General features: G+C 61.5%; 13 protein-coding genes. 11 read left to right on the top strand and 2 right to left on the bottom strand.

What is annotated here, in order from left to right; genetic code table 11:
* Positions 1-10: 10 nt before the first annotated feature.
* The 5 genes from aauR to AB4N91_RS03070 all read left to right on the top strand — a co-directional run bounded on the left by aauR (position 11) and on the right by AB4N91_RS03070 (position 3,596).
* A complete protein-coding gene (gene aauR / locus AB4N91_RS03090) occupies positions 11-1,291 on the top strand; it encodes a two-component response regulator AauR (protein ID WP_229801794.1) in 1,281 nt (426 codons plus the stop codon).
* Between the two features lie 8 nt (positions 1,292-1,299).
* Complete coding sequence (locus tag AB4N91_RS03085) at positions 1,300-1,629, top strand: GlpM family protein (RefSeq protein WP_169857921.1); 330 nt, start codon at positions 1,300-1,302, stop codon at positions 1,627-1,629.
* A gap of 266 nt (positions 1,630-1,895) precedes the next feature.
* Positions 1,896-2,816 carry an arginase gene (locus tag AB4N91_RS03080; protein ID WP_460112115.1) on the top strand — a complete coding sequence of 307 codons (921 nt, stop codon included), beginning with the start codon at positions 1,896-1,898 and terminating at the stop codon, positions 2,814-2,816.
* Positions 2,813-3,187, top strand: coding sequence for a DMT family transporter (locus tag AB4N91_RS03075; protein WP_083375843.1), 375 nt, complete (start codon positions 2,813-2,815; stop codon positions 3,185-3,187). The genes AB4N91_RS03080 and AB4N91_RS03075 overlap by 4 nt, the downstream gene beginning before the upstream one ends.
* 10 nt (positions 3,188-3,197) lie before the next feature.
* Positions 3,198-3,596: a DMT family transporter gene (locus AB4N91_RS03070; protein WP_010457712.1), complete on the top strand. Its 399-nt coding sequence runs from the start codon at positions 3,198-3,200 to the stop codon at positions 3,594-3,596.
* Between the two features lie 154 nt (positions 3,597-3,750).
* Here AB4N91_RS03070 and AB4N91_RS03065 read toward each other — a convergent pair whose 3' ends face one another.
* On the bottom strand, positions 3,751-4,512 hold the full coding sequence (locus AB4N91_RS03065) for a MipA/OmpV family protein (RefSeq protein ID WP_145308519.1): 762 nt from the start codon (positions 4,510-4,512) through the stop codon (positions 3,751-3,753).
* 220 nt (positions 4,513-4,732) lie between these two features.
* On the opposite strand from AB4N91_RS03065, the gene AB4N91_RS03060 reads away from it, so the two are divergent.
* The 6 genes from AB4N91_RS03060 to AB4N91_RS03035 all read left to right on the top strand — a co-directional run bounded on the left by AB4N91_RS03060 (position 4,733) and on the right by AB4N91_RS03035 (position 12,157).
* Positions 4,733-5,431, top strand: coding sequence for an MtnX-like HAD-IB family phosphatase (locus tag AB4N91_RS03060; RefSeq protein ID WP_010457714.1), 699 nt, complete (start codon positions 4,733-4,735; stop codon positions 5,429-5,431).
* Entirely contained in the window at positions 5,424-6,818 is a 1,395-nt protein-coding gene (locus AB4N91_RS03055; RefSeq protein ID WP_010457715.1) for an aspartate aminotransferase family protein, read from the top strand. The genes AB4N91_RS03060 and AB4N91_RS03055 overlap by 8 nt, the downstream gene beginning before the upstream one ends.
* Positions 6,815-7,708 carry an alpha/beta hydrolase gene (locus AB4N91_RS03050; RefSeq protein ID WP_460112114.1) on the top strand — a complete coding sequence of 298 codons (894 nt, stop codon included), beginning with the start codon at positions 6,815-6,817 and terminating at the stop codon, positions 7,706-7,708. Before AB4N91_RS03055 ends, AB4N91_RS03050 begins: the two co-directional genes overlap by 4 nt.
* A gap of 174 nt (positions 7,709-7,882) precedes the next feature.
* Entirely contained in the window at positions 7,883-9,010 is a 1,128-nt protein-coding gene (locus tag AB4N91_RS03045) for a GNAT family N-acetyltransferase (protein WP_460112113.1), read from the top strand.
* Entirely contained in the window at positions 9,007-10,779 is a 1,773-nt protein-coding gene (locus AB4N91_RS03040; RefSeq protein ID WP_460112112.1) for a sensor histidine kinase, read from the top strand. Before AB4N91_RS03045 ends, AB4N91_RS03040 begins: the two co-directional genes overlap by 4 nt.
* The gene (locus AB4N91_RS03035) at positions 10,769-12,157 is read left to right on the top strand and encodes a sigma-54-dependent transcriptional regulator (protein ID WP_077749832.1); all 1,389 of its coding nucleotides are present in this window, start codon (positions 10,769-10,771) and stop codon (positions 12,155-12,157) included. Before AB4N91_RS03040 ends, AB4N91_RS03035 begins: the two co-directional genes overlap by 11 nt.
* Positions 12,158-12,315: 158 nt before the next feature.
* On the opposite strand, the gene AB4N91_RS03030 is transcribed toward AB4N91_RS03035, so the two are convergent.
* Complete coding sequence (locus tag AB4N91_RS03030) at positions 12,316-12,981, bottom strand: DsbA family oxidoreductase (RefSeq protein ID WP_083377272.1); 666 nt, start codon at positions 12,979-12,981, stop codon at positions 12,316-12,318.
* Positions 12,982-13,401 lie beyond the last annotated feature (420 nt).

Genomic DNA, 13,401 nt, shown 5'->3' with positions numbered 1-13,401 from the left:
CCCCCATGTGCTGCTCGGCTGCCAACAGGCGCTGACCCTGGAAGACATTCCCTGCGTGGGCGTGGGCAGCGCCGAAGAAGCGCTGGAGCGGGTTGGCGACAATTTTGCCGGCATCGTCATCAGCGACATCCGTCTGCCGGGCATCGACGGCCTGGAACTGCTGACCCGGCTCAAGGCGCGCGATCGCAGCTTGCCGGTGGTGCTGATCACCGGCCACGGCGACATCTCAATGGCCGTCGGCGCAATGCAGAAAGGCGCCTATGACTTCATGGAGAAACCTTTCTCCCCGGAACGCCTGGTGGACGTCGCCCGCCGCGCGCTGGAGCAACGCAGCCTGGCCCGGGAAGTGTCTTCGTTGCGCCGGCAACTGGCGGAGCGCGATTCCCTCGAAGGCCGCATCATCGGCCGCTCGCCGGCCATGCAGAACCTGCGCGAACTGATCGCCAACGTCGCCGATACCTCGGCCAACGTGCTGATCGAAGGCGAAACCGGCACCGGCAAGGAATTGGTTGCGCGCTGCCTGCACGACTTCAGTCGCCGCCACACCAAGCAATTCGTCGCGCTGAACTGCGGCGGCCTGCCGGAGAACCTGTTCGAAAGCGAGATCTTCGGCCATGAAGCCAACGCGTTCACCGGCGCCGGTAAACGACGGATCGGCAAGATCGAACACGCCGACGGCGGCACGCTGTTCCTGGATGAAGTCGAAAGCATGCCCCTGCCCTTGCAGATCAAACTGCTGCGGGTGTTGCAGGAGCGCACCCTCGAACGCCTGGGTTCGAACCAGAGCGTGGCCGTGGATTGCCGGGTGATTGCCGCGACCAAGTCCGACCTCGACGAGTCGAGCAAGGCCGGCGAGTTTCGTAGCGACCTGTATTACCGCTTGAACGTGGTGACCCTCGAATTGCCGCCGTTGCGCGAACGTCGCGAAGACATCCTGCAACTGTTCGAACACTTCCTGCAGCAGTCGTCCCTGCGCTTCGACCGCGCCGTGCCGGAACTGGACAACCAGACCCTGTCGAACCTGATGAGCCACGACTGGCCGGGCAACGTGCGCGAACTGCGCAACGTCGCCGAGCGTTTTGCCCTTGGCCTGCCGGCCTTCAAGAAATCCGGCACCAGTGGCAGTAATCAGGGTCTGGCCTTCGCCGAAGCAGTGGAAGCGTTCGAACGCAACCTGCTCAGCGACGCCTTGCAACGCAGCGGCGGCAACCTGACCCAGGCCAGCCTGGAACTGGGAATGGCCAAGACCACGCTGTTCGACAAAGTGAAGAAATACGGGCTGAGCCACTGATGGACCTGATCCTCAAAGCAGCGCTGGGGGCGGCGGTGGTCGTCATCCTCGCGGCACTGGCCAAGACCCGAAACTATTACATCGCAGGCCTGGTGCCGCTGTTTCCGACCTTTGCGCTGATTGCGCATTACATCGTCGGCAAGGGGCGTTCGCTGGAGGATTTAAAGACCACCATCGTGTTCGGGATGTGGTCGATCATTCCGTACTTCGTTTACCTGGCGACGTTGTACGTGATGGTCGACCGGATGCGGCTTGAAGCGTCGCTCGCCATCGCGGCAGTGGCGTGGCTGATGGCGGCCACCGTCCTCGTCACCGTCTGGGTCCGCCTCCACGCTTGACCATCCCCCCTGTAGCGAGGGAGCTTGCTCCCGCTGGGTTGCGAAGCAACCCCATTACCTGCAATCGAGTTTCAGCAGAGAAACCTCCTTGACCGCTTAGGGGCTGCATCGCAGCCCAGCGGGAGCAAGCTCCCTCGCCACAATGAATTTCAGTGCAGCAGACGGCTGGCCCGCCCCTTGCATTTACCCTCAAAAGCCCCCTCGGCCGGCGTTCATGATGGATGAAGCCGGTGTCTGGGAGGGTCTGCCAAGGGTGAATTGCGACCTTGAACATTTTAGATCTCGACCACAGCCTGACGGCCCAGGCGCCCATCTCGCGGCTGCTGGAAAGCGGCCGTGCCCAACGCCTCGACTTGCTCGACCTCGGTCCGAAACTGCGGCTGTGGTCCAGCGAACGGACCTGGCGGCGGTTCGCCGAACGCTTGCAGCAACGGCCCCGGCACAGCGGCCCGCAACCGGAAATCTTCTTCGTCGGTTCCGGTGATTACCACCATCTGACCCCGGCGTTTCTGACTGATTTGCCGGAGCCGGCAAGCCTGATCTACTTCGACAACCACCCCGACTGGGTCCGCTTCGCCCCCCGTCGGCATTGCGGTTCGTGGGTCAATCAGGCACTGAAACTGCCGAACATCCAGCGCATCGTCACCCTCGGCCCGTGCAGCGACGACCTGCAGAATCCACAGCTCAAGGGCGGCAATGTCCGGGCGCTCAAACGCGGCGTGTTGCAGCTGTTTCCGTGGCAGCGCCCGCCCTCGAAAGTGTGGGGCCGGGTCGGTGACGGCGCTGGCCATCGACAGCAGGAAAACCTGCTGCACTGGCGCAATCTGGCGGAGCTCGACTGGCCGGTGTTTCTCGAACAGATGATCGCCAGCCTGCCCACCCGCGCAGTGTGGATCACCCTCGACAAGGATGTATTGGCCTGCGAAGACGCGGCGACCAATTGGGACCAGGGCGGCATGCGCTTGAGCCACTTGCTGCAAGCCATCAGAGCCTTGGCGGCCAGCAAGCGAATCCTCGGCATCGACATCTGCGGTGAGTACGCCCGACCGGCCTTCAGCAACGCCCTCAAGCGCTGGGAAGCCAAATCGGACCAGCCCCCGGCCGAACGCTGGAGCGAAGCGGATCTGCTGCGCAACGCGACGACCAACCAGGCGTTGATCGATCTGTTCGAGGAGTTGTTTCCATGACCTTCACCGTGATTGTGCTGGTGGCGTTTTCCATTGTGCTGGACGTCATCGGCCAGCTCTGTTTCAAGCTTGGCCTGGATCGTTTACCGGCGCTCGAAGGCGGGTTTCGCCTGAATGCGTTCTGGGGCCAGGTATTCAACGCGCCGCTGCTGTGGTGCGGGATCGGCGCCTACGTAATCGAATTTTTCGTCTGGCTCGAAGCCCTGTCCCGGGCGCCGCTGAGCCTGTTGTTTCCAGCGGCGGCGCTGGCGTACTGCGGCGTGGTGCTGGCCGGCAAACTGATCCTCGGCGAGACCGTCAGCCGGCGGCGCTGGCTCGGCACTTTAGTGATTACGGCGGGCGTGATGCTCGTGTGTGTCACCCATGCATGAGGCAAAAGCGATGATCAGGAACAAGACCGACTGGCTGCATGAACGCCTCGGTACGGTGGTGCTGTGGGCGTTATTGATCGGTTTTGAAAGCGCCGGCCAGATCGCCACCAAGGTCGGTGGAGATCAGCTGGGGCAGATGGATTTCAACCTGCAATGGCTGCTGGCTGTGGCGGTCAATCCCGGGGTGTGGTTTGCGATTGCCTGCTACATCGGCGCGTTTTTCGTGTGGATGCTGATCTTGCGGCGCAGCAGTCTGTCCCTGGCGTTCCCGCTGAGTTCGCTGGTGTTTGTCGGGGTGTTGCTCGGTTCGTGGCTGGGGCTGGGCGAGCAGATCAGCGTGCTGCACTGGGTGGGGGTGGCGGTGATCATGGGGGGGATTGCGTTGCTGGCCGAAGGCGAAGAAACCTGAAAATCACCGCAATTCCTGTGGCGAGGGAGCTTGCTCCCGTTCGGCTGCGCAGCAGTCGTAAAACAGGCTGGCGAGGTATTTCTGGAAGAATGACTTGCCAAGTTTGGGGGCCGCTTCGCGACCCAGCGGGAGCAAGCTCCCTCGCCACAAGTGCTTAGTTGAATTTGTAGGCCAGTGCCGCCTGCACTTCCCCTTGGTTGGTCTCACCGAGCTCTTTGACAAGGCTGCTGTCCGCCGCAGAACCCGTCAGGTGAATCCAGCTCGCGCTGGTCAACAACGACCACTGCGGCGCCAGCGGAAACTCGAAACTCTGAGTCAACGCCACATTCTGCAAACCACCGCCCGCGTTGTACGGCCGAATCCCTGAGGCTTGTGATTCATTGGCACTGACGCCGAAGAACGTCTGACTCTGCCGCGCATCCGCAAAATGCGCGGTCAGACCGGAGCTGCCAATCACCCCGCCACCCAGTGGATAACCCACCTCCCCGCCAACACGCCCCAACACCCCGCCCTGGCCGCCGCGCCCTCCAACCGCTTGCCCGACCGAGGCAAACACCCGCCAGAAATCAGCCGGCGCGTACTGCACAAAACCGCCCACCTCGCCCATGTCCGGCACATCGCGCAACCCCTGCAGTTCGCCGTTGGACGTGCGCCCCGGCAGGTAATTCACGAACGGTCCGGCGCTGAAACCCTTGGTGTTCAACGCGTCCCAGGTCAGCCCGTCGTCCGTACTGAGGCTGACATTGCCCCAATCCAGATCGAGGTAAGGCACAGGCCGGGTTTCGTAGCGGCTACCGGTCGGATCGTGGGGCTGATAGCTGAGGCCCGCCCCCGCCTCACCGGTGATGCCGTCCGCTGAAACGCTGGCCGAAAGGCAAGTCAGCGCGGCAAATAGAACAACAGTAATCCTCGACATGAGGCCATTCCTTGAACTGGATGTGCGCGCATCAATCCCCGAATCGCCCCTCTCGCGCAAGCACTCATGTTGTTTGTAGCGACCTACAAAAATTGTAGCTTCACCGCCATCCACACCCGCCTGAACCCCAGCCCCGCTGGGCCAAACCCGGTTGGCACAGTCCCTGCTCTACCCCCTTGGCAAGCGCAAACAGCGCCTCCTGCCAAGATAGGTACAACAGATGATTGACTGGCATATCGTGTGTGATTTCGACGGGACCATCACCCGCACCGACGTGATCGACAGCATCCTCCAACGGTTCGCCGACCCGAGCTGGGAAGCGATCGAAAACGAGTGGCTGGCGGGTGACATCGGTTCCCGTGAATGCCTCAGCCGCCAGCTCTCGCTGGTCAAGGCCACACCGGGCGAACTGCTCGGGTTCTTCGACACCATCGAGATCGACCCGGACTTCCCTGACTTCGTCGACCACGTCATCGGCCTCGGCGCTTCGCTTGAAGTGGTCAGCGACGGCATCGAGCAAGGCATTGCACGGATCCTGGCGCGCCACTACGTCAGCCTTTTGCCGATCCTCGCCAACCGCCTGCGGCAGCTCGACCACCAGAGCTGGCGCATCGACTTCCCTCACGCAAGCGATGCCTGCCGCGCCGCGTCCGGCAACTGCAAATGCAAATCCACCCCCAGCGCCAAACGGGTGCTGGTGATCGGCGACGGTCAGTCCGACATGTGCGTGGCCGCCACCGCCGATTTCGTATTCGCCAAGGATCGCCTGGCCGAGCATTGCGAGCGCAACGGCATCGCCTACGCCCGCTTCGACAGCTTCGCCGATCTGCCTGCGTTGCTCGCCCTGCTGCCAAGCGCCAGCGCCGCCAACGCCACCTCTTTCAACGTAGAAACACAGGAACGCTTCCACCATGTCTGATATTCGAATCGCCACACCTGAAGACCAGGTCCTTCTGGATAAAGAAGCCAAGTACTGCTCCTACGGCGACACCGTTCACTACATCGATCCGCCGCGCATTTTCAGCCGCTGCGAAGGTTCCTACGTCTGGGACACCGAAGACCAGGCCTACCTCGACCTGCAAATGTGGTACTCGGCGGTCAACTTCGGTTATGCCAACCCGCGCCTGAACAATGCGCTGAAACAGCAAATAGACACCCTGCCGCAGATTGCCAGCCAGTACCTGCACAAGGGCAAGATCGAGCTCTCGGAAATGATCGCCGTGGACGCGAAAAAGAAGTTCGGCCTCGACGGCCGGGTGCACTTCAACGTCGGCGGTTCGCAGTCCATCGAGGACTCGCTGAAAGTCGTGCGTAACGCCACCAATGGCAAAAGCCTGATGTTCGCCTTCGAGGGCGGTTACCACGGTCGCACCCTCGGTGCGTCGTCGATCACCTCCAGCTACCGCTATCGCCGCCGCTACGGCCACTTCGGCGAGCGCGCCAATTTCATCCCGTTCCCGTATCACTTCCGTGGCCCGAAAGGCATGACCAAGGAAGAGTACGGCAGCCATTGCGTGCAGCAATTCGCCCGCCTGTTCGAGACCGAATACAACGGCGTCTGGGACCCGAAAGTCGGCCAGAGCGAATACGCCGCGTTCTACGTCGAGCCGATCCAGGGCACCGGCGGCTACGTGATTCCGCCGATGAATTTCTACAGCGAACTCAAGCATGTGCTGGACCAGCACGGCATTTTAATGGTGGTCGATGAAATCCAGATGGGCTTCTGGCGCACCGGCAAGCTGTGGTCGATTGAGCACTTCGATGTCAAACCGGACGTCATCGTCTTCGGTAAAGCCTTGACCAACGGTCTCAACCCATTGGGCGGCATCTGGGCCAGGGAAGAGCTGATCAACCCGAAAATCTTCCCGCCAGGCTCGACCCACTCGACCTTCGCCTCCAATCCGCTGGGCACGGCGGTCGGCCTGGAAATGTTCAAGATGACCAGCGAAGTCGATTACGGCAAGAGGGTCATGAACAAGGGCAAATACTTCCTCGAAGGCTTGAAAGACTTGCAGAAACGCTACCCGATCATCGGCGACGTCGATGGCCTGGGCCTGGCACTGCGTTGTGAAATCTGCGGGCCGGACGGCTTTACGCCAGACAAGGCAACGCTCGACTTCATGGTCGAAGAAGGCATGAAAGGTGACATCGAAATTGACGGCAAACGCCTGGGCCTGATCCTCGATGTGGGCGGTTACTACAAGAACGTGATCACCCTCGCGCCGTCGCTGGAAATCAGCTACCCGGAGATCGACCTCGGCATCGCGCTGCTCGACCGTCTGCTTGATCGGGCGATGAAACGATGAACCCCTCTTTTTCAAGGGCAGACGAGATCGACATGGGCGAAGGCAGCGCCGGTTTCGTTCTCGGCAACGGCGAGGTCGCGGTGTTGTTGATCCACGGCCTCACCGGCACGCCGACCGAATTGCGACGGGTCGCGATGGGCCTGGCCAAGGCCGGCTGCACGGTCTATGTGCCGACCCTGGCCGGCCACTGCGGGGACAACGCCGACCTGCAAGCCACCGGTTGGCACGACTGGTACGAGAGCGCGCGCAACACCTTCGTTGGTGTGCGACGCAAGCATGAGCATGTGTTCGTCGGTGGCTTGTCGATGGGCGCGGTGCTGGCGATGTACCTGGCGGCCGAGCATCCGGGGCAGATCAAAGGCTTGCTGCTGTATTCGACCACCCTGCGCTACGACGGCTGGAACATGCCTTGGGTCGCCAAACTGAGCAGCCTGGTGATGTCGATTCCGTTTGGCGTGCACCTGTGCCGCTTCAACGAAAAATCACCGTTCGGCATCAAGGACGAACGCTTGCGCGCCATTGTCGAACGGCAGATGAAGGCCGGTGAAAGCGCCAATGCCGGATTGCTGACCATGTCCGGCGTGAGTGTCCGGGAACTGCATCGATTGGTGGCCGCGGTGAAAAAGCGCATGCCGCAGATCACCACCCAGGCGCTGGTGCTGCACTCACGGGAAGACGACATCACCAGCCGCTGGAACGCCGACTATGTCGAACGCAAACTCGGCGGCCCGGTAGTGAAAGTCCTGCTCGACAATTGCTATCACATGATCACCGTCGACCTGCAATACCGTCGGGTCGTGGAGCTGAGCGCGGACTTCATCCAGCACCAGTTCATGCAACAAGTCACCGCCCCGCAACCCATGCGCCAGGACTATCGGCAACTGGCCTGAACACATTTGAAGAAGCTACGCATGCCCACCCTGTTACCCACCATGGCAGCCGTCCCCCAACCCCTGTAGGAGCGAGCCTGCTCGCGATGCACTCAAAAGCGCCGCGTTTCTCCTGTAACCCCACGTTATCGTTAACGACCATCGCGAGCAGGCTCGCTCCTACAAGGAAACGATGTGATCACTGCCCTTGCCTATTCAACCATCGAAGCCATCGACCGCAGTGCCTGGAATGCCTGTTTCCCCGGCGAACTGGAGGACTGGGATTATTACCGGGCCGTTGAACAGGCAGGCATTGCGGATTTCCGGTGGCGCTATCTGGCGCTGTACGAAGACAAGGTGTTGGTCGCGGCGGCAGTGGCATTCACCACCGCGTATTCGCTGGACACCACGGTTCAGGGACCGGGTAAACGCGTCACCGAACAGTTGCGCCGCTGGTGGCCGGGGCTGTTGGACGTCCGCTTGTACGCCCTCGGTTCGCCGGTGGCCGAGCAATGCCATGTGGGGACCACACGCCAGATCGACCCCGCACAGCGTCCGGCCTTGCTTGAGCAATTGTTAATCCTGGCGCGCAACGACGCCGACCAGGCCGGAATCGGACTGCTGGCAGTCAAGGACGCGTCCCATCGCGATCCACAGTGGTTGCAGGTGTGCCAGGCGGCCGGTCTGCAAAGCATGCCCAGCCTGCCCAGCGCCGAACTGCCGATCCGTTTTGGCTCCGTGGACGCTTACCTCGGCACGCTCGGCAAATCCACCCGTAAAGACCTGCGCCGCACGTTGCGCGGGCAAGGTCCGCGCATCGAATGGCGGCGCACTGTGGAAGACCTGCTCCCACACATGATGGCACTTTACGAAGCCACCCTTTCACGCAGCGACCTGACCTTTGAACGCTTGCCATCGGAGTACTTCCGCCAGGTCCTCGAATACCTCGATGAACGCGCCGCGTGCGTGCTGTACTGGGTCGGCGATGAGCTGGTAGCGTTCAACCTCGTGCTGCTGGACGAGCAACGCCTGGTCGACAAATTCTTCGCCCATGACCTGACCCGGACCCGCGAGCACAATCTGTACGTGCGCAGCTGGCTGGCCAATGTCGACTACTGTATTGAACACGGCATCCCGATCTACGCGTGCGGTCAGGCCGGCTATGCCAGTAAGCTGCGCCTGGGTTGCTCGTTCACCGGCAACACCGTGTTTTTCCGCCATCGCAACCGAGTGCTCGACAGTCTGTTGCGACTGGTGAAAATGTTCATTCGACCGGACCGCTCCGACCCTGCCATGGCTGCTGCATTAAGCGAAACTTCATGATCAAAAACCGCCCCGCCACCGCCCGACCTTTCGCCCTCTCCGGCTGGAGCCTGCAGCGCAAACTGGTGTTGGCGTTCTGGCTGGTCAGCGTGATTCCGACCATGATCGCCGCAGAACTGGCGGCCACCACCCTGTCGCAGATTTTCGACAGCAACGTGCGGATCTGGCTGCAGGAATCGACCCAGATCGTCGAGGACGAGATCACCGAGATCCGCCGGGATAACGCCCGGGCCGCGCAGTTGTTCCTGCGCTACACCCGCCCGCCGACGGACCGTTTGTCGAGCAAACACGACAAACTGACCACCGACATCGCCGATTCCATGGGTATCGACGTGGTGGCGCTGGTGCGCAACAGCGATCACAAAGTGGTGTTCAGCACCGCCGCCGATGACATCGTCCGGCAGATCAGCACCGAGTCCAAGGCGTTGTTGCAGACCCTGCAAGTCGGCGGCATCCCCACCGGCACGGTGGTCTCGACCTTCGAGACCGATCAGGACGGCGTCGACTACAAACTGGTGATCGCCACCTACCTGGACAGCAGTTTCCTCACCAGCGTCGCCGATGTGCACTCGCTCGACCTGCGCCTGTACCTGGCCAAGGCCGATGACTTCTCGGAGATCTTTTCCACCCAGCGCTTCGAAGATCACCCGGCGGCGGTACCGGAAAAAATCGAACAGACCCTGCGCAACACCAAGCAGCCGATTGAACAATTCACCAATCGCTACAGCGGCATCTACCGGCCGATCCTCAATGAAAGCGGTGAGCTGCAAGGCGTGATTTTCAGCGGTCTGCTGCGCCACACCAGCCTGGTCGGGCTGGTGAACCAGAGCAACCTGTTCATCCTGATTTTCCTGCTCAGCTCGGCGGCGTCCCTGGCGGTCGGCTGGATTGTTTCGCAACGCCTGACCAAGCCGTTGCGCGGGTTGTCCAAGGGCGTGCAAGCGGTGATTGCCGGGGATTACCGCCAACGCCTGGCGGTCACCGGCGGCGACGAACTGGCGGAATTGAGCAGCACCTTCAACCACATGAGCGAACGCCTCGGCGAGTTGCAGCACCTGGAATCGCAACTGCGCCGCCGCGACCGTCTGCATGCCCTGGGTGAAGTCGCCATGGGCCTGGCCCATGAAATCCGCAACCCGCTGGGCATCATCAAGACCGCCACGCAACTGCTGCACCGGCGCGCCGATTTGCCCGAGACCGACAAGCGTCACCTGGAATACGTGGTCAGCGAAGTCAGCCGCATCAACGACCTGATCACCGATTTTCTCGACTTCGCCAAACCCAGCGCGCCGATGCGTTCGACCCAGGCGGCGCGGCCGCTGGTGGATGACCTGGTCGGCTTCTGCGCCCCGGAGCTGGCCAGCCATAACATCGATGTGCACATCGACGATCAGGCCCCCGGCGCGACCCTTCATGTCGACGCGCGGCAACTCAAGCAGGCCGGCCTGAACCTGATCGTCAACGCCATCGACGCCATGCCCGACGGTGGACGGCTGACCGTGGCGATCAGCAGCGAATCGCCGTACACCGTAATCAGCATCAGCGACACCGGCCAGGGCATCGAACCGGATATGCTCGAACGGATCTTCACGCCGTTCGTCACCACCAAGGCTTCGGGTACCGGCCTGGGGCTGGCGAAGGTGTTCTCGATCATGGAAGGTCATGAAGGGCGCATCGAATGCGTCAGTGAAAAAGATGCCGGGACCACCTTCACGCTGTACATTCCGGCCAACGGTGAAGACTTCGACGAGGGCAGCGATGACACATAACGTACTGGTGGTGGACGACGAGCCCAAGCTCTGCGACCTGCTGGCATCGGCCCTGGGTCAGAACGGCATCCAGGTGTTCACCGCCGGCAACGGCTTGCACGCGCTCAAGGTGCTGGAGTGCGAGGACATCGACCTGGTGATCAGCGACTGGCGCATGCCCGGCATGGACGGCCCGCAGTTGCTGGCGGAAATCAAAAGCCGTTTTCCGCAGCTGCCGGTGATCGTCATGACCGCCTACAGCACGGTGAAAAACGCCGTGCAGTCGATGCGCAACGGCGCTTTCGACTACATCGCCAAGCCGTTCGACATCGACGAACTGGACATCACCGTCAGCAAGGCCCTGCAATTTCGCGACATCCTCAAAGACAACCAGCGCATGCGCGCCGAGCTCGATGAGCATCAGCAGATCGACAGCCTGATCGGCGACAGCCCGAGTTTTCGCCGGGTACTGCACGCCATCGATTCCGTGCGCGAAAGCAACGCGACGATTCTGCTGACCGGCGAAAGCGGCACCGGCAAGGAAATGGTCGCCCGGGCGATCCACAAACACGGTAACCGCGCTGACAAACCGTTTGTGGCGGTGAACTGTGCGGCGATCCCGGAAGGGTTGCTGGAAAGCGAAATGTTCGGTCACCGCAAAGGCGCGTTTACCGGCGCCGTGGCGGATCGCGTCGGGCGCTTCATGCAGGCTGACAAAGGCACGTTGTTCCTTGATGAAATCGGCGAAATGCCGCTGGCCTTGCAGGCGAAAATCCTCCGGGCCTTGCAGGAACGGGTGATCGAGCCGGTGGGCGATCCGCGCGAGCGCAAGGTCGATGTGCGGGTGATTGCCGCGACCAACAAGAACCTGCTGGACGCGGTGGCCAACAAGGAGTTTCGCGAGGACCTTTATTACCGCCTCAATGTGTTCCCGATTCCCTTGCCGGCCCTGCGCGAACGTGTGGAAGACATCGCGCCGCTGGCCCGGCATTTTGCTCACACCCTGGGCGCCACGGCAGGCAAGCGTTTTACCGGATTCAGCGCGGAAGCCTTGCAGGCCATGGCCCATTATTCGTGGCCAGGGAATATTCGTGAGCTGCAGAACTGCGTGGAACGAGCGACGATTGTCGCGTCGGGGGCGGTGATTGAAGAGGAAGATTTGCCGGCGTATCTGTTTGCCTCAAATGCCGGCACCAGCGGTGCGCTGGTCACCGAAGGCAGCGTGCCGGCGGATCTGGAAGCGGCGTTGGCGGAGGTCGAGAAGGCTTACATTCTGGCGGCGCTGGCGCAGAGCAATGGTGTACAGGCTGCGGCGGCGCAGTTGATCGGGATCTCCGAGCGCAGCTTCTGGTATCGCCTGAAGAAACTGGGCATCCACGTCGACAAAATCGTCAGGTAACCGCTCCCCCCTGTGGCGAGGGAGCTTGCTCCCGCTCGGCTGCGCAGCAGTCGTAAATCCAGCGAATGCGGTCTGCCTGGCTACAACGGTGCTGACATTGGGGCCGCTTCGCAGCCCAGCGGGAGCAAGCTCCCTCGCCACAGACGCACTCCCGGTAATTAGCTCACGGTCCCGCCCTTCGATTCGCTCATGATCTGCCGAATCGCCCCGACAAAGGTTTCGACCGGCTGCCCGCCCGTCACCGCGTACTGCCCGTTGAACACCACCGTCGGCACCGAACTCACCCCGCGCGCCAGCCACAACTTCTCTTCTTTGAGCACCTCTGTGGCGAATTCATCGGACGCCAGAATCGCCTCCGCCCGCTGCCGATCCAGCCCCACGCTTTCAGCCATCAGCGCCAACTGCTTGTGATCCGACGGATTGCCGCCCTCAGTGAAATACGCCTTGAACAGCGCTTCCTTCAGATTGAACTGCAACCCTTCCAACCCCGCCCAAAACAACAACCGATGCGCATCAAAGGTGTTGTAGATGCGGCTGTTGCCATCAGTGCGAAACGCGAACCCGACCTCGGCGCCACGGGCGCGGATCATCTCGCGGTTCTTCTGCGACTGCTCCGGGGTCGAGCCGTACTTTTCAGTGATGTGTTCGGTGATGTTCTGCCCTTCCGGCCCCATTTTCGGGTTCAGTTCGAACGGCTGGAAACGGATCTCTGCCTGGACCTCATCGCCCAGTAAATCCAGGGCCCGGGTCAGGCCATACAGACCGACCACGCACCATGGGCAGGACACGTCGCTGACGAAATCGATTTTCAGGGGGGTACTCATCATTCACCTCGCAGGCTTGGATCGCGCGGAAAGTTGGAACAATACACCCGAAGACTGGCGCGCGCAGGTCCCTTGTAGGAGTGAGCCTGCTCGCGATTGCGGTCTGACATTCAACATTGATGTTGACTGATACACCGCCATCGCGAGCAGGCTCACTCCTACAGGGATCGGGGGTGTTTGGGAGGGGGTGTTTAGTTCTGTTTAAGGTTACTTCCTGAAAGCTACAGCGCCTTGCGCCGTCGCCTACAACAACGTCAGAATCCGCTGGCTTGTGCGCCTGGGTGACCGTCGGTAACTTGGTTCGTGTCACTGATTCCCAGTGATCGGGTTTAGTAGCCCGGCTAATACGCTTACGGTTGCACAAGTGTCATCCAGTCAGGTTTTCACCTGCACTTGATGGTAGCTGTGCGCATGGCGCCC

This window comes from Pseudomonas sp. H3_D04 (assembly GCF_054669175.1).
The sequence above is the reverse complement of the archived record's forward strand: the minus strand, read 5'-3'. Positions and strand labels throughout refer to the sequence as shown.

Bases quoted from the DNA above. Each gene is read 5' to 3' on its own strand.
- AB4N91_RS03075 (WP_083375843.1), top strand. From the start codon at position 2,813: ATGACCTTCACCGTGATTGTGCTGGTGGCGTTTTCCATTGTGCTGGAC.
- AB4N91_RS03070 (WP_010457712.1), top strand. From the start codon at position 3,198: ATGATCAGGAACAAGACCGACTGGCTGCATGAACGCCTCGGTACGGTG.
- AB4N91_RS03065 (WP_145308519.1), bottom strand. From the start codon at position 4,512: ATGTCGAGGATTACTGTTGTTCTATTTGCCGCGCTGACTTGCCTTTCG.
- AB4N91_RS03060 (WP_010457714.1), top strand. From the start codon at position 4,733: ATGATTGACTGGCATATCGTGTGTGATTTCGACGGGACCATCACCCGC.
- AB4N91_RS03055 (WP_010457715.1), top strand. From the start codon at position 5,424: ATGTCTGATATTCGAATCGCCACACCTGAAGACCAGGTCCTTCTGGAT.
- AB4N91_RS03050 (WP_460112114.1), top strand. From the start codon at position 6,815: ATGAACCCCTCTTTTTCAAGGGCAGACGAGATCGACATGGGCGAAGGC.
- AB4N91_RS03040 (WP_460112112.1), top strand. From the start codon at position 9,007: ATGATCAAAAACCGCCCCGCCACCGCCCGACCTTTCGCCCTCTCCGGC.
- AB4N91_RS03035 (WP_077749832.1), top strand. From the start codon at position 10,769: ATGACACATAACGTACTGGTGGTGGACGACGAGCCCAAGCTCTGCGAC.
- AB4N91_RS03030 (WP_083377272.1), bottom strand. From the start codon at position 12,981: ATGAGTACCCCCCTGAAAATCGATTTCGTCAGCGACGTGTCCTGCCCA.